Here is a 23,556-nt window from a genome sequence, read left to right as displayed (position 1 = left end):
TCGTAAATAGGAGAAGTGCTCATCTCAGCAGTGAGCACTTCAATGTTAAAGATGGAATTTTACAGAAATGAATAAAATTAAACGTGCATTATTAGTTACTTTTGACTTTACCCAGCGTGGAAAAAGTGGAACAGGCTTTGCCGCAGGTAGTTTACTATCAGCGTGTCGAAGTCATGCTGATTATAACAATAAGTTTACAATCGAGCATTTAGCCATACCTATGACAGATGTCGCTAAAGAGCAATTATCCATAATTGAAATAGTTGATTCGATTAATAAAGTAACTCCTTTAGTGCAACTAGATCGTTTAGCGTTAGCTTGCTATGTATGGAGTTCTGATCTTATTGAACCCATCATTAAACTTTGTAGAGAAAAAGGGTTTAAAGGAAAAATCATTCTTGGTGGTTATCAAATAAATAAGAAAACCTGCCGCCAATTATACCCAAGTGGTGACTTTTATATTCCAGGCTATGGTGAAGCAGCGTTACCGGAATCTATATTGAATGATGTCGCAATAACAAGTCAGATCATTGAGAAAACCGTAAACTTTGAGACTTTAGCATCACCTTATTTAGATGGAACAATATCGCTTAAATTTGGGCAGAAAATGATCCATTGGGAAACTCGACGAGGCTGTGTTTATAAATGTAATTTCTGCGCTCATCGGGACTTAAAAGATAAAGGCGTTCACTTACTTGGAATAGAGAAAATAAAAGCTGAGTTAGATTTATTTAAAATAAAAGCGGTAAAAAAAATCAACATTCTTGATCCTATTTTTAATAATGAACCTAATCATATTGAAATTCTTAACTATGCAATAAAAATAAAATTAACGGCTTTATTGTCATTACAGGTTCGTTTTGAGCGGATAACTAATGAGTTTCTAGCACTTTGCGCTCAACTAAATGTTCATTTGGAGTTTGGCTTACAAACCACGGATAAAGAAGAATCCCAGATTATTGAAAGGGCAAACAATATGAATAGAGTTGATAAAAATATTAAGTTACTTCAGCAATGGAAGCAGTCTTTTGAGGTAAGTCTTATTTATGGGTTGCCCGGTCAAACTCTCGAAAGTTTTAAGCAAAGTATTGCATATTTACAGCAGAGAAATATCAGTAACATTAAGGCTTTTCCTTTGATGTTGCTCGAAGGTACAAAACTCGCTGAAAATAAGAACCGTCATAGTATTGTTGAAGAGATCATCGATGATAGCGGCATTCCTCATGTGGTTGAGTGCGATAGCTTTACCCGCGCAGAGTGGATGTTGATGCGTTCTTACGCCAACGACCTAATGATATCTAAGGTGGCATCATAATGTTTATTGTAATAGAAGGACTTGATGGTGTAGGTAAATCAACAATAGCTAAAGCATTGGCTGTAGAAATGGGTGCTGTGTTTCTTACTACGCCAGGCGATAAGTTTAGTAACATACGTAATGAGTTAGAGTTGATATATAAAGACAGCGTTCAAGCTCGGCAGCTATTTTATATGTCCACGGTAGTCTCGGTTGCTGATGATATCCGTGAACTCATTTCAAAAGGGAAAACGGTTATCGTTGACAGGTATTGGTTATCTACACAGGTGTATCACCATTGGAAAAGCGAAGGTAACAACTTTAAGCTTTTGGATATTAAAGAGAGTTTATTGGTTCCAGATGTGACGATCTATCTTGAATTACCATTAGCGCAAAGAGAAAGCCGCCTAGCTAAGCGAAAAAGTTCAAATTCAGAAGATAATTTAACACTTTCAAAAGCAGCAGATGACGAGTTGCGTTATCTATATTCAGAGTATTCTAAGGATGATATAACAGGCTGTTTTTTGGCTGTTAATGCAAACAATACTGTAGATAAACTTGTGAAGCATATCTGTTTATACCTAAAAGCATTGTAATATGAGAGTGGTCAATTGATACAAATGATTGGCCACTTAATTTTACCAATTATTAAGTGTTTAATGTGGGTATACAAAGACTCGATTTTGCGATGAATATCAGTCTACCTAGACGTTTAACCTTATCTTTTCCATGGCTTGACTCTCAATATCACGGCCAAGTCCTGTGATAGAAAGCGAGCCACCGTTCATTGTGCTTTCAACGGCAGCAAACAAACTCAAGCGGAGTGTTTTGTGCGCTTTTTGCGTTAACGGGAGGGATATGTGAGAGGCATTTTGATAAAACGTGTTTCGCATTCATGGCATTTACTCGTGGTAATTTTTGTTTGGCGATAAATTTGATCACCAAATGCCATGAACGCTCCTCAGTTGTTAACCTATCTAATTGTTTTTTGTTAATTATTTTGTGGGGTGTTAGGCTCTTGCCCCACTTATTTTTACTTATACCATTGATTGATCGTAATTAGTTGACCATAACAAAAAAGTATATAAATTAGTAAATTACTTAGAGCGTTTAAATTAAAAGGATGTAAATAGATGCTTACAGAAAACTACGTTAAAGACATAAAAAAATCACTCTATAACCCCCTGTTTATAGAGATAAACCGAAAAGATATGGCACTGTTTTTACCGGGCTATGAATTAAACCTAACTAAAAACTTGCCGTTAACATTAGCAGCGGAAGTCTATAATAATGAGCTTAAAGATAATCAAAGTAATCTTCTGTGCATAGAGGGGAGCCCAACGTCATCTTCAAGTTGCTTTGTCATTTTAGAAACAATACTACAATTATTGGAAGAACAACTTAAAGATATAAAAAGTATTGAAGCGCTTAAGAAATCACTACAAGGTGTTATATCAGTAACAACTGGTGGATGGGTGGATTCGTTAGTTGGGGACTATTTAGACAAAGGTTTGGAAATCATATTCAGTGAACTAAGTGATTATGTGAATGATACGATTATTGATGCGACTAAAGAAAGTATCGATATCAGTGGCAAGCTAACAAACTTCCTACAAGACAGCCTCGTTGATACGTCGGGTAATAAGTTAGCTGCGAAGGCTGAATTAATAAAAACAGCTGATATCTATCTCTGTGATGAAGCTAAAGCGAAGCTGGATAAATTATCGACTAAATTTAATAAAAGTAGTAATGCAGATGTATTTCAGCTCGCGTTTAAATTATTGACGATCCTTAGCCATAGTTCACCTCGGTTATTATGGATAAACAATCCGCAGTATCTTGATATAAACTCACTAGAACTAATTTCTTTGGTGCTTGCGCAAAATAAATACCAAAAAGAGCTTGGGAAAAGTACTGGTATATCAATCGTGTTTCAGTATAGCGACGAACAGTTTCAGCCATATTCTCCATTTCCCACTGAATTTGAAAATAAACAGACTCTATTAAATAACCAGCGAAGTTTCGCACAACGTTATGGAATGCTTGAAAGGCCAACACATGATATGCCTAAAGTGGCAGTGAAGACTTCTAGCCTTGTCGGTCGTGAAGTCGAACTTCAAGATTTACTTACGTATTCTGAGAATAGGAAACAAGGATCTATATCAATCGTCTCTGGTGAGCCTGGTATAGGCAAGACGACTTTGATCAACCACCATATAAGACGGCTTCAAAAGCATGAACGTAATATTAGTCTGACACTCATCAATGAAGCGGGGAGTACATCGACGAATACGGGGCTGAGCGCACTAGAGCAGAGTATTATTGAGGAAGCACACCGCCTTGATGCATTGAAGGGACTTTCTAACAAAGGGAAAGATTTTTTCAAAAGTCAGATGAATATAGAAAATGCGGTAAAGGCTATAGGGGCTATTTTTGGCGTATCAGTATCTGGAGTCGATAAGCTGGCGAGCACTATTGATAAGGTAACAGGACGGATAGGTGTGAGCAGCTCTATAGCGCACCTGAAAAAACAAGGACAGCAGACGCTTAACAGGCAAAATAGTGAAACTAAAACGCAGCAATTTGAAAAAATAAATAAAGCGATCGACGTGCTTAAATCACTGGTAGGTAATAACCAGCCCGTTACAATCTTCATTGATGATATTCAATGGATCGATGATGTTGCTGCTGAGTACCTTCTCAAACATTTGCTTAACAAGAATATTTACATAGTCACTTCAGTACGGCCCAGCGATGCTGCCACCTTGTTTGCTAATAGAATTAATTCACAAGATAGGGCTTTTTATCAACATGTTAACTACCTGTTTGCAAAACTAGGTATTGCCGGGGTTGCAAGCGCAGATCTAAATATTGAGGCTGATCTAGTTGAGCTGCAAGCTATAGACGTTGTACCGCATACACTCTATTTGAAGGGGCTCGATCAGTTAATGATCCAAACGATATTAGGTCGTATTCTTTATTCAAGTGACTCTCAATTAGCACAGCTATCACGAGGGATAATTTCAGCTTTAAAAGGGAAGGGCGCTACACTCACAGAATCAGAGAGAGTAAATACACTTTTTGCGATTGAAACAATTAACATGCTGTGTGATAGCAACTTTTATAATGATAAGACAACGTTACCATTAATATTACACCGTGCGCTTATAGCAAATAATGAAAAGCCTTATGAAATTAACCCGGAGATCATTGACTTCTCATCAGTGCTTGATGAGACATTTAAACAATTAATCGAAAAATACCAGATATCACTAAGTCATTATCATAGTACTGATCTACATTCAGGATTTAGTTTAATGGCCTATGCAGTAATGGAGGAGCGCTTAAACCTGATAAGAATTTATTTTGGTCAGTTTGGTGATTGTGCTGTTTATAGCTTATTGTTCTCTTCTTTACTGGGTGCTCCTTTCTCTTCAAAGGTTGTCCGTGACGTCATTGAAGGCATTATTTATTCAGACGATGAGCTATTAGCCCCGCTTCAGGCGCTACTCCCGACTGAGTATGATTACCTATCTTTGACAGCTGAGCATTATACGATCATGGATGAAATATACGAGATACTAAGGCGCTTGCCTAATTATGCTGAACAGTATAATTACAAGCATGGTTTGCTCGCAACATTCTTTAAGCAACAGCTAAGCTTTATTATTAACACTATAGAAGGGAATGAAAAAAAGAATGAAAACTCGCTCAATTGGCGCGTGTTGCAGCTAATATATACGGTAATAGATGCCGAATTGGGTGAAGATCAAAAGTATATAGATAAAGGGGTCGCGGGCTATTTTACAGCGCTGCCTTTGACGATATTAAAGCGTGATATAGCTGAATTTTTTTATGACATGGATAGCACTCAGACATTCATGGCTTGCGCCTATTGCGATGAAGCGCTTATCGTCCTTAGATTACTCATCAATCTTAATGAAAACCAAAAAGCGATGGAAGCGCTACTTCGTCTTGAACATAAGATAAGCACTGAACCATATCTTCAGGTCATATTTACTATGGAAGAGCAACTTGAGAAATTAAGTGTGTCTCGAGCTCATATTTATAGCAGACAGGCAGATCCCCGCTTAAATGAAAAATCGGTCGCAGCCTTTGACGAGCTTAATCAATTGTCATCTAAATATAAAAAAAATAGCCCAGATAATTACAGGGTATATGCGCGAGAAATGAGTGGTATCACCGCGAAATTAGACAACAAAAAAATATCAATCGAACAAGCGCATCATGAGTACCTTAATGTCTTTGAAGAATTTGATAATGGATTTAAAGATGATTCGTTTGGCGTCAGGGATTTGATCGTGAGCTTAGTATTAAATATTGCGCTGACTTCAAGCTCGCCCGATGAAAAAGAGCAATTATTATTAAAAGCATGTCAATTTGCGACTGAGAATTACACCGACTACGGTGAGCAGGCAGTCTACAAGGTTTTAGAAACGAAGTCTAATCTCGTGACATATGTGCTAAACACCGGAAATACGCATGTCGATGCATTAGACGAAGCTATTTTATCCTGTATAGACATCTATAAAATAATGTCTGAATATAGAAAGCGGTTACCGGGGTGTTTTGATGAATATTACTTTCCTTGTGTTTTTAGGTTGTTGTATTTTAAACAACACAGTGAGATACCGCTTCCTCAACTTCCGTCAGAGAAAGAGATTACACAGGCCTTTCTTGACTTAAAAGAAAATAAACCAGCAGTGTATGAATCAAATTTAGACAGGTTCAAGAACTTTAAAGCGGTTGCTAATGTAGGTCATTATCTTAAAGAGAGTCACGAAAATTTTTACTTTAACAAAAGAAATTTAGATTCTTTGTCTCTCGGTAATATGGCGCTTACTTATTCGCTTAGTCTCAAAGTGGAAACGGTCATAGAGCATATAGATTGGCTGATAAAGCGTTATGATAGCACACAGCGAAGTGAGCTCACGTTACTGACATTGAGTGCATGGCATAGGATCAGTCAGCAACCCATGAGTAAAGACGACACCCTGAATGAGACTCTCATTCAGGCCTTGAAAAGGCTTATTGATACAGACTTTGATTTGCACCCTTACCTGCTTGAGATGGATGATTTATTTCAAGCGGTGATAACCACATATATGCATGATAATCAGGATAGGCTGGCCAGTATTCATATTGGTGAGCGTTTATTCTGGGCAACCGTGATGAAGTTATCTCATTTTTTTTACAGCGCTACAGAAAAGGATATATGGGAAGAGATATTTAAAATTGCTTATGCGTTAGCAGACAAGGAAGAGCCTACTCACAATCGCTGATTGATATAAGTGTAAGTATAAGTGGGGTCAGAGTCTGTGAAAGTGGGGTCAGAGTAAACTTTATTCTATTACCTTAAAAGGGCGCCTCATTGTCTTTGGATGGATACTTTTTTCCGTTAGTTTTTCTATTTGATCTTTGAATGTGTCGCTACCGATCACCATGCTTTTATTGGTCGCTTGACGAATATCGCTAATCATTTTTGCATCTAATTGATGTTGAAATAAGGTTCGATAAGATGCTTGCCTTGTTTGAGGATTTTGGCTTATTGACAGGTAAATTTGATGTGGAGTACAAAGCAGGGAGGTTTTACCTAGGGCGCTGATTTGATAGCTTGACCATACATATTCAGCAGGGTCATTAACCATTGGAAAAGTGGGAAAAGTGGGGTCAGAGTAAACTTTATTCTATTACCTTAAAAGGGCGCCCCATTTTTTTTGGATGCATACTTTTCCCAGTTAGTTTTTCTATTTGATCTTTGAATGTGTCGCTACCGATCACTATGCTTTTATTGGTCGCTTGACGAATATCGCTAATCATTTTTGCATCTAATTGATGTTCAAATAGGGCTCGATAAGATGCTTGCCTTGCTTGAGGATTTTGGCTTATTGACAGGTAAACCTGATGTGGAGTACAAAGCTGAGAGGCCTTACCTAGGGCGTTGATTTGATAGCTCGACCATATATATTCAGCAGGGTCATTAACCATATTTGCTCTTACAGGGTTGAGTTCAATATAACGATATAGTTGGATTAAGTACCCTTCGGTTTGCACTAAGCAAGACTTGAAACGGCCTTCCCAAAGTGTACCAGTACGTTTGTACGTGTAATTAAAATACCTCACATATTGTCTGCCAAGTGATTGCATCATAAGGCTAACAGCATTCGCTTTTTGAGGAGTGCAAAGCAAATGAACATGATTTGTCATAAATACCCACGCGTGAATTTCAACATGAAATTTACGTGAGTATTCTTTTAGCCAACCAGCATAGGCTTTGAAATCTTGTTCGGATGTGAAGCAAACTTGGCGATTATTTCCCCGTTGAATAACATGTTGAGGAATACCGATAGGGGATACTCTAGGTTTTCTAGGCATGTGCAAGATCCATTTGCAAAGTAACTTGAGTTAAAGAGTATAGCTAATAAATTTAAGTTTACTCTGACCCCATTTATTCAAGTTTACTCTGACCCCATTTATTCGACCCCATTTATTCTATCCATGATGGAAAGTGTAAGCGACCATCTTTATAGAAAAGCTCGTAACCTTTACTGCCATTCTGATTGGGTTGAGTATGGTCTTTATGTCGCTTGTGGCGACCTTTGGTTTCGATGGCAAATACGCCATTTTTACCTATGGCTAAGTGATCGATGTTAAAGCCGTCGGCTTGTATGTCGTGAAAGATTTGATAACCCAATGCTTGAAGGCCAATGAGCTCATTAGCTGTGGCGATTTCTGCGGTATGGCCTAAACGTAGCTTGGTGAGTTTTGAGAAGTTCTTCCATGTTTTATAACCGCAATAAGTTAATCCGATAATTGAGGTTAGGGCAAACAGCCAGGGGAATTTACCTACGGTAATATGTGCTTGAATACTGTTAATAGCAAACGGCAGGCATACAACCAATACGCCCATTAACATGCTGGCTATCAAATTAATTTGCAGATCTTGTATCTCTTGCTGTAAGCCAAATGCGGGTATGCGGATCAGTTGATCACGATCAACAGGCAGCTTTACCGTGGCATGACGATGCTTGAGTAAGACATACATAACTCCTAAGGTGACAAACATGCTCGAAAGCAAAATACCTACTGATAATATACCGGAAGTGAAGCCTGTCATTTTCATCCTTGAGCGTAATGTGATCGAAAATATAGCGTCAATAAAGTTTATTGATCAGAATATTTATAAATCGAATAAGTTAACCTGAAATGCAGCAACAAAGATCAAAGGGAGGGCGTTAAGCGGTGAGCTGTGGCTTTGTGTAACCAATAGCGTGGTGGCTATGGTTTCATCCCTGATTTTGGTTCCATCACTTGTGTCGCTTTTACTGCATTAGAGCCTGCATTCCTTGTGTATTCAGACAGTAACCGATTTTGTTTACTGCTATCAATCAATATTTACTGTTTATGTGATAATAAGTGCAAAAATATCATTGCATAAGAATGACTTGTATTAATTTGTATCTAAGAGATATTTTTAGTAAAACACTTGCTTGGCTTGCTGATTGGCTAATTAATATGGTCTCCGTGATTATTAATAGGGCTGAATTGTACTCAGCCCTATTTTGCTGCAGGGTTATAAGCTTCTGGCGAGTTTTATGAATTTATCAATTTCTATGCGGATGCGGGAGTTAGGTGAGATGTCTAACTTATCAATGCCATCTTCTTTGGTGATCCTCGCTATAGTCTTATTTTGCCAATTTGATCTAACTTTCATCTGCGCTTTTTCTACAAAAGCCTCGGCATATTTTACGTCAGCATCATTACAATATCTTAGCGCTTCCCAGCTGATAGTATAGTAATCAGCATTAGTTTCTTTGTCGGTGTGTTTTACTAAATCGAAGTAATAAGGCATGAAGTCAACTTCATTGTTACCTGTGTAATGTCGGCTCAATAAGAAGTAGACACTCTCTGAATTGACTTCAATGGTTATTTCAGGGTAAATACGCTTGATTTCATCGGCAATATGCTCGAATGCTGAGTAGTCTTGGATGTTATTAAGTACCTGATGTGACGCTTGCAAGATGAGTAAAAGTTCATTGTGCTCACTATCATTGTGAACTTTCGGTTCCAAAGCGATAGTGTTGAAATAAGTTTCAGGAGAGACATCGATTAATTTGATTTGCTTACCGTTTGCCGTTACTGATTCATTGGCTAATGTTTCTAGCAATGAGGCATGGTTGTGTGCCAATAATTTTGCATATTTAGTGAGGTCTTTATCTAATTTTTCAGTATGCTCATCCCACTCACCAAACACATAGGCTTGAATGTCTTTTAATATGCCTTCTTGTCTAGCCGGTAATGCTTCTAATTCTAGTAGCCTTTTAATTGCGGTGACTACCCATGCATCATCTAACTGCACAAAGGCATGATGCATTTGTACGCCGTGATTTTGTTTGTGGCTGTCAGATAAAATGTAATAACGCTGCCAATTCGGATAGTGAGTTTCAGCCCAATCAAAATAAGCGGAAAGCTGACCTGTATGGGCTTTGCTGCCGTCTTTACGTTCAATCAGCATGAGGGTTTTTGTTGCAGCATCTGCGAGCAGTAAATCAATTCTTTTGTTGTCGGTGATCACCAGTTCGCGCATTACGGTAACTTGGTTAAAGCTTTTTACCGATAACTCATATACTTGTGGTAATCCTTTTAGTTGTTCATCAGTTGCACTTTGATAATAAGCTGCGAGTAATGCCTTGATAAAATAGTCTTGCTGTAGGTGCCCCTCACACGGGGAGAGTAGCCATTGTAAGATGTCCGATTTACGGTTTTCATCAAAACTGACATAACTATCCAGATAAGTGACAGATCTGAATCGCTGGTAAAAGGCGAGGTAATTAGGGTCTTGAAAGAAGTTGTTCAAGTCCGATTTGAGTTTTTGGTATAACGGTTCCATTGATAACCTTTTAATAAATGTGTCAGAGAAAATTTTTTACAAATTAACTCACAGATCCAATTATTCAGTCTGAAATGCATCAAAAAGATCAAAGGGAGGGCGTTAAGCGGTGAGCTGTGGCTTTGTGTAAACAATAGCGCGGTGTCTATGGTTTCATCCCTGATTTTGGTTTGATCACTTGTGTCGCTTTTACTGCATTAGAGCCTGCATTCCTTGTGTATTCAGACAGTAACCGATTTTGTTTACTGCTATCAATCAATATTTACTGTTTATGTGATAATAAGTACAAAAATGTCATTGTAGAATAATGACTTGTATTAATTTGTATCCTAATTGATGGTAGTAAATGAATGGCTGAATGTGTTGTGTTAATCGGTTGGTTTTATCTGCTGGGGAAAGTTGGCGTGTGTTGTGGCAAAATAAAACCCGTTACTGCCTGTTTTTTTAGTGCCTGTTTTTTTACTGCCTGTTTTTTAAATGCGTACTTACTTAATGCTCGGGAACTCGTGGAGCCTATGAATAAAGAATACCAAATACGAATAGATCGGGTGCTTCAGTATATTGAGGCTAATTTGACCGACAGCATTTCGCTAACGGAAGTGGCGAAAGTGAGCTATTTTTCCCCTTATCATTTTCATCGTATTTTTTCTGCCATTATGGCCGAGACTGTAAATGATTACATTGGTCGGCGTAAGCTTGAAAGAGCTGCCAATATGTTGATTTTTAATACGGAATTGTCAATCACTCAGGTGGCGTTAGACTGTGGTTTTTCATCCAGTGCCAATTTTTCTAAGGCGGTAAAACTTTATTTTGGTTTTAGTCCGTCTGAAATTAGAAACCCAGACAAAGTAAAAGATAGCAAGATTGGAAAAATATACCGCAAGTATGGAAAAGTGTTTTGTCCCGCAGATTTGTATCCTAGTCGCATTACCAATGAGGTGATGAATAACGCCAATGTGAAGGATATAAATATGAAAGTGGAAGTAAAAGACTTTGTTAGCCAACGGGTGTGTATGTTGAGTTCGGCGCGAGGTTATCAACCTGAGTCGATTTTTGCCACTTGGGATAAGCTTATAGAGTGGGCGGCTAACAATGGCATTAAACACGATGAGCAACAACGTTTTGCGTTTGCCTATGACAACCCAACGGTGACGCCAGTAGATAAGTGCCGTTACGATGCTGCGATAGTGATAGGTGATAGCGTAGACGTTCATTCACCGTTTACGGCAACTGAAATCCCCGAAGGCAAGTATGCGGTGGTGTATTTTAAAGGCGCACCTGAAGAGGCTATTCAAGCTCAGCTGAGTTTGTATTCTGATTGGTTGCCAAATAGCGGTTTTGAGCCTGATAATTTTCCGATGTTAGAGCATTATCTGAATGACGCCAGAGTAGATGGTTATGTTGAGATGGAAATTAGAGTTAAAGTTAAGGCTATGTTGTTTAAGCAGTAGTGGCAAAGTGGCGCTAAGGCTAACATTGTCAAACACAATAACATGAACATTGATGATTATTGCTGTTTGTATATTTGAAATACTGCAGCAACAAAGCTCAAAGGGGAAAGGTGTTACCGCTACGATTTTACCTGAGTGTGACACATAAAAAGGCCTGCTTAGTTTAAGCAGGCCTTTTGGTATTAGCTTTCGCTGTTGGCGATGTCCACTTCAAAAACATCACTTAAGCTAGTCACTATTGTTGTAATGCACTTTCTATAAAAGCTATTTACAAGATCAGTCTACAAAATCAGTTTATAAAAGCGTTCTTAGAACTGGTTCATTGTGTTGTCTTTACCTGACGCTTTAAGCGCTTGGTCACCAGAGAAGTACTCTTTATGTGCATCACCCATATCTGAACCAGCCATGTTTTGATGTTTAACACAGGCGATACCTTGACGGATTTCCTTACGTTGAACATTGGCAACATAACCCAACATGCCTTGGTCACCGAAGTATTCTTTAGCCAAGTTGTCAGTAGACAATGCCGCTGTATGGTAAGTCGGTAGTGTAATAAGGTGGTGGAAAATACCTGCTTCACGTGCCGAGTCAGATTGGAAAGTACGAATTTTTTCATCAGCTTGGATAGCAAGCTCAGTGCTATCGTAATCAACACTCATTAATTGAGCGCGGTCGTAAGCTGATACGTCTTGTCCTGCTTTTTGCATCGCATCAAATACTTGCTGACGGAAGTTAAGCGTCCAGTTAAACGATGGCGAGTTGTTATACACAAGCTTAGCATTAGGAATAACTTTACGGATTTCGTTAACCATGCCACCGATTTGAGATACATGCGGCTTTTCAGTTTCAATCCACAATAAATCAGCGCCATTTTGCAGTGAAGTAATACAGTCAAGTACACAACGTTCTTCACCCGTACCAGCACGGAACTTAAATAAGCCATTTGGTAGACGAGCTGGTTTCACCAGTTTGCCACCTTGCTGGAATACCACGTCACCATTTTCAAGTTTTGCAGCATCAACCGCTTCAACTTCAAGGAAGCTATTGTATAAATCGCCTAAGTCGCCAGCTTCTTTGGTTACAGCAATTTTTTGCGTTAAACCTGCACCTAATGAATCGGTACGCGCAACAATCACGCCGTCATCGATACCAAGCTCTAAAAATGCATAACGAACCGCATTAATTTTTGCTAAAAATTCAACATGTGGCACGGTGACTTTACCGTCTTGGTGGCCACACTGTTTCACATCTGACACTTGGTTTTCTAATTGAATACAACAAGCACCCGCTTCAATCATCTGTTTTGCCATTAAGTAAGTGGCTTCTTCGTTACCAAAACCTGCATCAATGTCAGCAATAATAGGTACAACGTGGGTTTCGAAGTTTTCAATTTTGTGTTGAATCGCGGCTTTATCTGACTCTTTGGCATTATCTAATTCGCGGAAAAGGCCACCTAGTTCACGAGCATCAGCTTGACGTAGGAAGGTGTATAGCTCTTTAATCAACGCAGCAACAGAGGTTTTTTCATGCATAGATTGGTCAGGTAATGGACCAAACTCACTACGCAGTGCAGCGACCATCCAACCTGAAAGGTATAGGTAACGACGCTTGGTAGTTAAAAGATGTTTTTTAATCGAGATCATTTTTTGTTGGGCGATAAAACCATGCCAGCAACCTAAAGACTGAGTGTACTGCGATGAGTCCTTATCGTAGTTGTCCATGTCTTCACGCATGATCTTGGCAGTGTACTTTGCGATGTCTAACCCAGTTTTGAAGCGATTTTGTAGGCGCATACGAGCGACTGACTCTGGGTTGATGGCATTCCATGCACTACCTTCCGAATTAATCAAGGTGGCAGCTTCATCGATATTATTTTTGTAGTGAGTCATGTGTTTATTCCTTAACAAATAGATTAGCGGCAATTGATTACGTTGATAATAATAGTTAGATTTGGTTAAATAAGCCTAATTTATACTTACTATTTTCGGTATTCACCATATGAATGTATCTCGTATCGACTTGAACCTCCTTGTTTATTTAGATGTTTTACTGCGTGAAAGAAATGTGACTAAAGCGGCAGACCAGCTTGGGATCAGCCAGCCTGCAATGAGTAACGGCCTAAAACGCTTACGAAACTTGTTTGATGATCCGTTACTTATTCGCACCAGTCAGGGTATGACGCCGACCGAACGTGCAAATGAATTACAACCCATCATCAGTGAGTTGATTATTGGGCTGGAAAAAGCCGTACAACCACGCGCCAAATTTGATCCACTTGAAAGTGATAAAGTCTTCCGTGTTATGGCAAGTGATTATGCTGAAGCGACGTTAATTCCGCCGCTAATAGCCAAGCTTCGTACTCAAGCACCCAACATCATTTTAGATATCATGACCCCAAGTGATGTTAGTTTCCCTGATGTAGAACAAGGAAGAGTCGATATGGTGATAAACCGTTTTGACAGTATTCCGCAGTCATTTCATCAAAAAGTATTGTGGAGTGATGATTTTAGCTGCCTGATTAGTAAGAATAATCCTGTTTTAAAGAAGTTTTCTTTAGACAGTTATTTGAAAGCTAAGCATGTGTGGGTGAGTAAAACAGGAATGGGCGTTGGGGTTGGGATGAACCCTGATGATGTTCAGCGTTTAGGCTGGGTAGATGAAGCATTAACGCGAATTGGGGTGAAACGTCAGATAACCGTTTTTACTCGCCATTATCAAGCCGCCTGTTTGTTGGCTGAGCAACAGGATTTGATCGCAACCATACCAAGTAAGATGGCGCGTCATCACAACAATAATGATCGGGTGAGCATTGTTCCGCCGCCTTTTATTATCCAACCCATTGCATTGACTATGGCTTGGAGCCCTTTGCTTCAGCATAATCCAGCCCATCAGTGGATGCGTCAACTTATCACTAAAACCGCAGAAGAGATAAATAGAGGCGATGTTTAATCTTACTGTTATTGTGATTTTTAGTTACGTATATGTTGTAAATTAATCAAAAAAACCCATTTTGCCATATCTTTGGTGAATAGTGGTGATAACAAGTATAAATTGGATAAATAAGATAACTTTGATATAGAGTAAAGAATTACTGCGTATGAACAGTAAGCTGTTAACAGTGGCATGATTTGGGCTAATAAGTTTGGGCGAATGAGTTTGCCCTAATAATTATGGGCTAATGATTTGGGGCTAATGATTTAAGGCTAAGTTTACGGTCAACGCACAGGAATTAAGGTAGGGATATAAAATGACAGCACGTATTCAAGTAGGTGGATTACAAATAGCACAAGCATTGTGGCAACTGGTCGACAGTGACATTTGCCCAGGTACTGGCATTGATTCAGCAACCTTTTGGGCAAAATTTGAGGATATTATTAACGAGTTTTCGCCCGTTAATGTGAAGCTGTTAGAAAAAAGACAACAACTACAACAGCAAATAGACCAATGGCATATTGACCATCCCACCAAAGATTTTGACCCTGCAAAATATAAAGCTTTTCTATTTGAAATAGGTTACCTGGTGCCTGAGGGTGAGGCTTTTCAAGTTCGCACTGAAAATGTAGACCATGAAATAGCAGCGCAAGCTGGACCACAGCTTGTAGTGCCAGTTAAAAATGCGCGCTTTGCGCTTAACGCTGCCAATGCACGTTGGGGTAGCCTGTATGATGCACTATATGGTACTGACGCGATATCTGAAGAAGGTGGCGCGGAGCTTACTAAACAATACAACCCGGTACGCGGCAGCAAAGTTATCGCTTTTGCCAAACAGCACTTAGATACGGCTTCGCCCTTAGCACAAGGCAGCCATGCCGATGTGACCCGTTACTACCTTGACGCGGGTGTGTTACGGGTGCAATTAACTGACGGCTCGACTACAACCTTAGCCCAGCCAGAAAAGTGTGTTGGTTACCAAGGTAGTGCTGATACACCAAGTGCTATTTTGTTAGTTAATAATGGTTTGCATATCGAAATTCAAATTGACTCAAGCAGTGTTATTGGTGGCAGCGATCGCGCTGGCGTTAAAGACTTGCTGGTTGAAGCCGCTGTTACCACCATTATGGACTGTGAGGACTCTGTCGCCGCTGTTGATGCTGAAGACAAGGTTGAAATTTATCGCAATTGGTTAGGTTTGATGCAAGGTAATTTATCTGCTTCGCTGACTAAAAATGGTAAAGAGATCGTTAGAGAGCTCAATGATGATCGCGTCTATACCGCTGCTAATGCCAACCAGAATGCTGATGTAAAAACAGTCACTTTACCCGGTAGAAGTTTGCTATTTGTGCGCAATGTGGGTCACTTGATGACCATTGATGCTGTGCTGGATAAAAATGGCAACCAAGTGCCTGAGGGAATACTTGATGGCATGATCACTGTGCTTGCTGCTATGCATGACCTTAAAGGCAACAATAATGGTCGTAGTAATAGCCGCAAAGGTTCGGTGAATATTGTAAAACCTAAAATGCATGGCCCTGAAGAAGTGCAATTTACCTGTGACCTGTTTACTAAGATAGAAGATGCGCTCAAGCTTCCGCGTAATACTATTAAGGTCGGCATTATGGATGAAGAGCGCAGAACGACACTTAATTTGAAAGAGTGTATTAGGGCTGCGAAAGATCGCGTGGTGTTTATTAATACCGGCTTTCTTGACCGTACGGGTGATGAGCTGCATACCTCAATGCTAGCGGGCGCGTTTGTGCCTAAATCGGTAATGAAACAGCAAAAGTGGATCAGTGCTTACGAAGATTGGAATGTCGATATTGGGCTTGAATGTGGCTTACAAGGTCGCGCTCAAATCGGTAAAGGCATGTGGCCAATGCCAGATGAAATGGCTGCAATGCTTGAGCAAAAAATGGCTCATCCTAAAGCGGGTGCAAATACTGCATGGGTGCCGTCGCCAAATGGTGCCGTGCTGCATTCTACTCATTATCATCAAATTAATGTGGCAGACGTTCAGCAAAAAATTAAGCAACGCCCACGTGCTAGCATTGACAGTTTGTTGACTATTCCTTTACTTGCTGAAGGGGTAACACTTACCAATGAGCAAATTGCTTTTGAACTAGAAAATAATGCCCAGGGTATTTTGGGGTATGTTGTGCGCTGGATTGATCAAGGAGTGGGTTGCTCAAAAGTGCCAGATATTAATAATGTCGGCTTGATGGAAGACAGAGCAACCTTACGCATTTCATCGCAGTATTTAACCAACTGGCTTGAGCATGGCATATGCAGTGAAGAGCAAGTGATGGCGGCGTTGAAAAAAATGGCCGCTGTGGTCGATACTCAAAATGCAGGGGATCCGCTGTACACTAATATGGCGCCTAACTTTGACGGCATTGCCTTTAAAGCGGCATGTGACTTGATTTTTAAAGGTAAATCTCAGCCATCTGGTTACACAGAGCCTTTACTACATGCTTATCGCATTCTAGCTAAAGCAGGTTAATCTTTACGGTTAATCGTTATTTTGGTGGTAACGCAATAAATAAGCCCTGATCTTATAAAGATTAGGGCTTTTTTGTGGTCGAATGTTTTTTAAGCTTCAAATTGGCAATAGTTATCAGTGATACCGTTTATCCGTTATGCATCATCAGCCTATCACTCCATTCAATTTCCCTTACTGATTAGAGTTTAAAGCGTTTTACCAAACCATCTAAAGCATTTGCCATTGACTTTAGTGCCTCGCTAGAGCCTTCAATACTGGCTGAAGCTTGGGCGCTGCTATCACTGCTGTCACTAATATTAATCACATGCTGATTGATCTCGTTGATCACCGCTGACTGCTCTTCAGTGGCGGCGGCAATCTGAATATTTAACTCTGAAATGTGTATCACATTGGCGGCGATTTCTTCAAGAGCTTGATGAGTTCTTTGCGACGCTTGAACGCCTAGTTTGGCCTGCTCGCGGCCCTGATGTACCGATGATACCGCTGCCTTAGCGCCATTTTGTAATTCAGAGATCATCTTATGAATTTCATCGGTAGAATCGCTGGTACGTTTAGCAAGATTGCGTACTTCATCGGCAACCACGGCAAAGCCTCGACCTTGTTCACCTGCGCGAGCAGCTTCAATAGCCGCGTTTAACGCCAGTAAATTAGTTTGTTCTGAAATCGCTCTAATCACATCTAACACGCTTGAAATCGCATCACTTTTTTCGGCTAAGATCACAATATTAGTCGACACACTTTCCATGTTTGTGGCCATGTCATTAATAGTTGAATTTGACTCTTCTACTACAATTTGCGCGCGCTGTGCTTTTTGAGTCGCTTCGGTGGTTGATTGTGCTGCAACAGAAGCATTGTTAGCGATTTCAGCAATGGTGCTGCCCATTTCGTTAATGGCTACCGACACTTGATGGGCACCATCACGTTGAACCTCAGTGAGTTTTGTCGAGTGCAGCGCATCCTTATAGACTTGCTGCGATGCGCTATTAACATCAAAGGTAGTAGTAGCAAGTTCTTGAATGACATTGTGTAACTTATTGATAAAAGCATTGAAGCCTTGTGCTAAACGGCGCATTTCTTCGTTGCCATTTTCATTAAGTCGTTGCGTTAAATCCCCTTCGCCTTCACCCAGTTCTTTAAAGGTATCTGCCAGTTGATTTATCGGACGCACTAAGCTGTTACCCAAATAAATACTAATAAGTGTAAATAATGCGGCAATTATCACAAAGGTGATGATGATGTTATTACGCGATTCATCTAGTCCTGCATAAAGCTCTTCTAATGGCACTTGGGCAACTATGTACCAGTCTAAACTTGCAATGTAGCTTGATGCAATCAGCTCTTGACCAACCATAGCTGAGGCATAGTCACTTTTATTTACCAGTTGATTGCTATTAATAGAAGGATATAAATCGGCAATGGTTTGTTTCGTCTTGTAATCGATATTCGGATGCACCTTGATAACACCATTACCATCGACAAGATAAACAAAGCCAGATTGTTCTATTTGAAAGCTGTTGAGGTAATCCACCATTTCATCAAATGACTTAGATACCCCAGCAATGCCGAAGCCATTGGGTTGTTGGTAGTTTATGTAAATATCAGTGGACCCTTTGCTATCTTTATAGATACTGGTTGATTCTGTTTTACCACTGTCTTTAAAGTTAAAAAACCACTTATCATGATCTGGCTTGAGCACCCTTAAGAAACCATTTGTATTCCAATGCCTTTGCTGGTCGTAATCAGTAAATGAGGCATTGCTAAAACCATTATCACTTGCTGTTTGCTTCAAGTATTGGATGAGGTGTTTCTCACCTTCAACACTTGCGCCTTTCTCGAGCCACATTTTGATCATGCTATTTGAAGCAATTGATTGAGTCATTACTCTCATTTGGTTAATTTCACCATCAATAGAGTTACGAATACGTTGCAATAAGTTAGGCATGTCTGATTGCTCTAACCTTGTGGACAGTACGTTTTTAGCACTAGTTTGTCCGACATAAGCCACTATGCTGGTTGATGCTATTACCGCCAGTAGCATGGCAGTGATTAATTTATTTCGAATGGATAATGTCGACAGAAAACTCATGAATATTGACTCCTACACACTGCAAACTGAAAGCGTGTTTGTGGTTTAGGTTGACCCAAATTTTAATTGTTTATTATATCGGCTTGATTGTTGCGATTATTAGTGATTATCGTATTGTTTTTTTAAATAAACAGTTATTTTTATGTAGCAAACATCTGGGTGGTTAAAATGTAGGCTGTTGATTCATTTGTGTTATTACAATGTTTTATATGTGTTACTTGTATGCTTTGCAAGTGTTAAGTTCGGTGGGTGCTTTGCTAAGTAGTTCTATGACGAGTGATTAAATGAAAAAAGTACTGCAACACATAGGTTGCCAACACTTTTTCAACAATGTGAAGCTTAACGATCTAGCGCTATCACTTTAATCCAAGCGGTAACAAAACTTTAACAAACTTCTGTTTAGATGTGTTAAATGAATACACTTCAGCAATTGAGCGAGGCTCTGAATTAGACCCAAAGATTAAGACTGCTGAAGTTGCAGACCAAATTAGCTCGCCTGTGTTACGTTCAAAACCTTGATATATCCCCTCAGCAGTCCACTGTTTCCACGCTGTTGATATGTTGAGTAAATTGACGAAAAGTTATTGTTTAACAAATCCAGTGTGCGGGTCAGTACGCCATGTTTTTGGCTTTGATAGTTTGCATCTAATACTCGTAGTCCGCCGGCCAATATGGTTATTTCTGGCACAGATAGCGCCAGTTGGTCTGCTTTATCCACTAACATTTCAACCGGTGACTTGTAGCTTTGCTCACTGTCACAGTAGTTTTTAAAGCCATCTGATGTTAGCTCAAGTACATTAAATGAGTTTACGTCTGTCATGGCTTGTGTTGCTCACAATACCTGGATTAAGCGGCACTGTGACTGTATCGCCTGCATCTTAAGCGGTCAAAATAGGTAAAAGATAAGCAATTGTATATTGCTAATGAGTGCTCGCTTAGTATGCTACTTTATTTCTACCCGTCGCTTTAGCTTTGTAAAGTGCTTCATCAGCACTTGCAAGCAAGCTGTTGAGTGAGTTAGGTAAGCTGTCATTACTGGCGGCTATTCCTACACTAATGGTGATGTTGAATTGATGTTTATCTAAGCTAATCTCCATAGCTTCAACTTTTTCGCGTAGATTTTCGCCAATTACAAGTGCTTGTTTAAGATTAGTTTTCGGTAATATTATGATAAATTCTTCGCCACCATAACGCCCGATAATGTTACTTTCATCAAGTATATTGGTACATAAAGCAGCAAATTTTTGCAAAACATGGTCGCCAGCAAGATGGCCTAAACTGTCATTGACGTTTTTAAATAAATCGAGATCTATGATTAACAATGAGAATGAATGATTTTCTTGTCGGCAACTGAGTAATGCCTGCTTACCCAAAAGAATGCACTGACGTCGATTTAATAAGCCTGTTAACATATCCGTTGATGCTAACTCTAATAGTTCTTCTTCGTACATTTTTCGTTCTGTTAGGTCAAGTCCAATCCCTTGATAACCGAGTGGTTGGCCGTCATCTGAAAGAATTAATCTGTCGGTCCATTGAAACCATTTTCTGTTTCCAACACTGTCAGTTCCACTATGCTCATGGGCCATAATTGGGTTTTCAGCTGTAATACTGGCTAGGTGATTTTTAGCCCTGTCGATATTTTCAGCATCCATAACATCATAGATACTCATACCTATAATATCATCCGCTTTTGCGCCAAAATAACTGCATACTGCCGCATTGGCTAGGGTGACTATACCTTCTGTGGTGTAGCGATATATCAAGGCTGGCATATCATCTACAACTGCACGGTAAAAGGCTTGTTCATTTTTTAGATCTTTTTCAATTTGCTGTTTTGATTTAGCAACAACAATAAATATCAGCATTTCAAGTAGGTTGCTGTGATGATCAAATACAGGTGAATAACGCAAAGATAATGTCATATCAATTTGGTTATTGATTAAGTTTAACTGTGATGTTTGATCAGACTGGGTTTGATCAGCTTGTAACCAGGGTGAGCATTGTGGCGAGGTTTGAAGCGGGCCTATGATATCAAGCCATTGTTTTCCACATAGGTGACTTTTGCCAAGTGGTTGTTTGATTGGTTTTACTGGTAAGAATAAGAGCAATAACGCTTCAATTACATCATCAATGGCGACGATAGCAAAATTTCTATCAAGTCTTATTACACCCGTTTGTGGTGTTTCAATTAATTTATTGATGTTAATTTGCTTGTTTTGTGGTGGTGTTGCCATGATTAACCTTACAAGAGTTACAATGCAATGAAGCAAGCATAAACTTTTTGTGTTAGATGAAATTGCAACTACTTTACAAATAGCGTGTGCAAATGTGACCTGCCATGATCAACATAATCATGCCGCTTTATATGTCTGAAAGTGTATTGGTTCTATTTGTTAAACACAACCGACTAATTCCTTCGTGTTACTCTATTCTTTGAACATCTAAGATGCTTTTAATCAGTTTATTGTTGTCTGATTATTTAGATGGCTATGATGAGGTTAATTTTTAGCAGCTTTTTTTCTTTAATTAGTTATTTTTTAAATACTATGACAGCGCTTTCTCTCGCTATTGAGTATTATTTTGACTAATCTTTAAGCATAAATCGGTAAAGGAGTAATACCATGAAAGTATGCGATATCATGACCCCAAATCCTGTTTGTATTTCGGATGAGGCTAGCCTTAAAGATGCCCATGAACTGATGCAAAGTCGTAATGTTCGTCATCTGCCAGTGATTTCTGAAACGAATGGTCAATGTATAGGGGTGCTGACACACAGAAGGATGATTGCCAGTGTGTTAACCATGCTTAATAAATATGGCCAAGGGGCGTTAGATAGAAAAGAGCGCTATACCCCGATTGCAGATGTAATGGAAAATCATCCAGAAAAGTTAGGCCTAGATGAACCGCTAACAGTGGTTGTGCAATATTTTATTGATAACAAGTTAGGCTGCTTACCTGTGGTTGATAATCAAAACAAGGTGCTAGGTATTGTTACCTCGTCGGATTTTGTTAAATTGTGCCAGCGGCTATTGTTGACGCAAAAGTAAGTTAACTATTTTTTATTTGTTTGATTTATTAAAGAAGCCCGAAGTTTTCACTTCGGGCTTCTTGTTTAAAACTAAGCCGTTTGTTTAAAACTAAGCTACAGGTTTAATCTATTACAAGGTGTAACGAATACCTATGGCGATACCATCTTCTTCTGATAGCGACATTCTGGCTTCTTGTTCTTGATCAGCGCTAGTAAAGTCACTGAAATCTTTGCGACCTTCAACATATAGCACTGTGTTGGCATCCCATACATAGTGTAAACCCATGACCACGAACTGGCGCTTAAACACGTCGTTTGGATCGGCGTTAAAGTTAGGTTGAATAACATAGTTACTGCCGGCATTTAAAATATTATACGATATCAATGGGCGTAAACCGTTTTCAAACTTGTATGATAACAATGATTCGACACCGTATGCGTCTTTGATTAAACGACCTATGTTATCGGTGTCATGGTTTTCTTGTTTGTTATAGTTAGCAGCAGCATAAAGGCCATCATTGTCAAAGTTGCCCCAGGTGACACCTGCACCGTAAATAAGATCGATAGCGGTTGTCTGTTCGCCATTGCCAAATTGAACATCAAACTCACCACGGTTAATACCAGCGGTAAATGTTAGCATGTCAGTTGCACTATAGGTTACAGAGCCGCCATAGGTGTAGTTAAAGTCAACTTGCTGGGCTGCTTTTTCACCATTTTGAAATAGCGATTCACAATCAGCCTGGCTAATTTCTTCGCTTGTATCACAAGTATAGAAGCTGCTGTTTTTAAGCTGCGTTTGAACGGCAAAGCTGAAATCACCAAAGGCATTACGGTACTGAACAGTTTTGTCACCACGTCCAACACCGTTTACAGCGCCATCATCTTTGTTATAGGTATATACGCCAGCGGCATTACCGTCCCAAACGAAACCGTAGTTAGTGTTATAAACCACATCGTACCAGGCACCCCATTGCTTACCTATGGTTAGCGTACCGTAGTCGTCATGCTCAAGCCCCACATAACCTAAACGATTATAAAAAAACTCATCTTGGACAGATTCAAAGCGGTTGTTATAAACAATATCGCTGTTACCAACAGGGTTGACACCCCACTCTAATTTAGTAAAAGCATTCCAGCCATGGGTTAATTGACGATCAAAACCAAAGTTAATACGTGAGGCGCCATTAACCACTTCAGTTTCACCCTGAGTATTAATGATACGTGCATCTACAAAGCCGCCAATTTCGACAGCATTTTTATCATCTTTGTAAATTTCTATAGCTGAAACTGTCGGGGCGATAAACAGTGCTGAAAGCGCGGTAGCTAAAAGTGTGGTTTTCATTGGGTGA

14 protein-coding genes and 2 pseudogenes are annotated in these 23,556 nt (G+C 39.5%); 7 read left to right on the top strand and 9 right to left on the bottom strand.

Annotated elements, in window-relative coordinates; genetic code table 11:
* The first annotated feature begins 67 nt into the window (after nt 1–67).
* On the top strand, nt 68–1,315 hold the full coding sequence (locus ACRWP9_RS17925) for a B12-binding domain-containing radical SAM protein (RefSeq protein WP_434927114.1): 1,248 nt from the start codon (nt 68–70) through the stop codon (nt 1,313–1,315).
* Entirely contained in the window at nt 1,315–1,890 is a 576-nt protein-coding gene (locus ACRWP9_RS17920; RefSeq protein WP_434927113.1) for a dTMP kinase, read from the top strand. The genes ACRWP9_RS17925 and ACRWP9_RS17920 overlap by 1 nt, the downstream gene beginning before the upstream one ends.
* A gap of 14 nt (nt 1,891–1,904) precedes the next feature.
* Here the strand turns inward: ACRWP9_RS17920 and ACRWP9_RS17915 are convergent.
* Nucleotides 1,905–2,191: pseudogene (locus tag ACRWP9_RS17915) on the bottom strand (IS4 family transposase); the annotation flags it as partial.
* Nucleotides 2,192–2,427: 236 nt separating this feature from the next.
* On the opposite strand from ACRWP9_RS17915, the gene ACRWP9_RS17910 reads away from it, so the two are divergent.
* The gene (locus tag ACRWP9_RS17910; protein WP_434927112.1) at nt 2,428–6,597 is read left to right on the top strand and encodes an AAA family ATPase; all 4,170 of its coding nucleotides are present in this window, start codon (nt 2,428–2,430) and stop codon (nt 6,595–6,597) included.
* 400 nt (nt 6,598–6,997) lie between these two features.
* Here ACRWP9_RS17910 and ACRWP9_RS17905 read toward each other — a convergent pair whose 3' ends face one another.
* The 3 genes from ACRWP9_RS17905 to ACRWP9_RS17895 all read right to left on the bottom strand — a co-directional run bounded on the left by ACRWP9_RS17905 (nt 6,998) and on the right by ACRWP9_RS17895 (nt 10,205).
* Complete coding sequence (locus ACRWP9_RS17905) at nt 6,998–7,690, bottom strand: transposase (RefSeq protein WP_434927111.1); 693 nt, start codon at nt 7,688–7,690, stop codon at nt 6,998–7,000.
* Nucleotides 7,691–7,802: 112 nt separating this feature from the next.
* Nucleotides 7,803–8,432, bottom strand: coding sequence for a nuclease-related domain-containing protein (locus ACRWP9_RS17900; RefSeq protein ID WP_434927110.1), 630 nt, complete (start codon nt 8,430–8,432; stop codon nt 7,803–7,805).
* A 456-nt stretch (nt 8,433–8,888) separates the two neighbouring features.
* Nucleotides 8,889–10,205: a PD-(D/E)XK nuclease family protein gene (locus tag ACRWP9_RS17895; protein WP_434927109.1), complete on the bottom strand. Its 1,317-nt coding sequence runs from the start codon at nt 10,203–10,205 to the stop codon at nt 8,889–8,891.
* Between the two features lie 515 nt (nt 10,206–10,720).
* Here ACRWP9_RS17895 and ACRWP9_RS17890 point away from each other — a divergent pair.
* Nucleotides 10,721–11,656: an AraC family transcriptional regulator gene (locus ACRWP9_RS17890; RefSeq protein ID WP_434927108.1), complete on the top strand. Its 936-nt coding sequence runs from the start codon at nt 10,721–10,723 to the stop codon at nt 11,654–11,656.
* 308 nt (nt 11,657–11,964) lie between these two features.
* On the opposite strand, the gene ACRWP9_RS17885 is transcribed toward ACRWP9_RS17890, so the two are convergent.
* Nucleotides 11,965–13,545, bottom strand: a complete 1,581-nt coding sequence (locus ACRWP9_RS17885; protein ID WP_434927107.1) for an isocitrate lyase — start codon at nt 13,543–13,545, stop codon at nt 11,965–11,967.
* A 109-nt stretch (nt 13,546–13,654) separates the two neighbouring features.
* On the opposite strand from ACRWP9_RS17885, the gene ACRWP9_RS17880 reads away from it, so the two are divergent.
* Nucleotides 13,655–14,605 carry a LysR family transcriptional regulator gene (locus tag ACRWP9_RS17880; RefSeq protein ID WP_434927106.1) on the top strand — a complete coding sequence of 317 codons (951 nt, stop codon included), beginning with the start codon at nt 13,655–13,657 and terminating at the stop codon, nt 14,603–14,605.
* A 298-nt stretch (nt 14,606–14,903) separates the two neighbouring features.
* Nucleotides 14,904–17,093, top strand: coding sequence for a malate synthase G (locus ACRWP9_RS17875; protein WP_434927105.1), 2,190 nt, complete (start codon nt 14,904–14,906; stop codon nt 17,091–17,093).
* A 178-nt stretch (nt 17,094–17,271) separates the two neighbouring features.
* Here the strand turns inward: ACRWP9_RS17875 and ACRWP9_RS17870 are convergent, their stop codons facing one another.
* The 3 genes and pseudogenes from ACRWP9_RS17870 to ACRWP9_RS17860 all read right to left on the bottom strand — a co-directional run bounded on the left by ACRWP9_RS17870 (nt 17,272) and on the right by ACRWP9_RS17860 (nt 21,413).
* A complete protein-coding gene (locus ACRWP9_RS17870) occupies nt 17,272–19,179 on the bottom strand; it encodes a methyl-accepting chemotaxis protein (protein ID WP_434927104.1) in 1,908 nt (635 codons plus the stop codon).
* Between the two features lie 339 nt (nt 19,180–19,518).
* Nucleotides 19,519–20,057: pseudogene (locus ACRWP9_RS17865) on the bottom strand (catalase-peroxidase); the annotation flags it as partial.
* Nucleotides 20,058–20,114: 57 nt separating this feature from the next.
* Nucleotides 20,115–21,413, bottom strand: a complete 1,299-nt coding sequence (locus tag ACRWP9_RS17860) for a sensor domain-containing diguanylate cyclase (protein WP_434927103.1) — start codon at nt 21,411–21,413, stop codon at nt 20,115–20,117.
* A 387-nt stretch (nt 21,414–21,800) separates the two neighbouring features.
* Here ACRWP9_RS17860 and ACRWP9_RS17855 point away from each other — a divergent pair, with 387 nt between their 5' ends.
* The gene (locus tag ACRWP9_RS17855; RefSeq protein ID WP_434927102.1) at nt 21,801–22,226 is read left to right on the top strand and encodes a CBS domain-containing protein; all 426 of its coding nucleotides are present in this window, start codon (nt 21,801–21,803) and stop codon (nt 22,224–22,226) included.
* Between the two features lie 111 nt (nt 22,227–22,337).
* Here the strand turns inward: ACRWP9_RS17855 and ACRWP9_RS17850 are convergent, their stop codons facing one another.
* The gene (locus ACRWP9_RS17850; protein WP_434927101.1) at nt 22,338–23,549 is read right to left on the bottom strand and encodes a porin; all 1,212 of its coding nucleotides are present in this window, start codon (nt 23,547–23,549) and stop codon (nt 22,338–22,340) included.
* Nucleotides 23,550–23,556 lie beyond the last annotated feature (7 nt).

This window comes from Shewanella sp. HL-SH2 (assembly GCF_051164935.1).
In the GTDB taxonomy this organism is placed as follows: Bacteria; Pseudomonadota; Gammaproteobacteria; order Enterobacterales; family Shewanellaceae; genus Shewanella; species Shewanella glacialimarina.
This window is presented reverse-complemented; position numbering and strand designations above follow the sequence as displayed.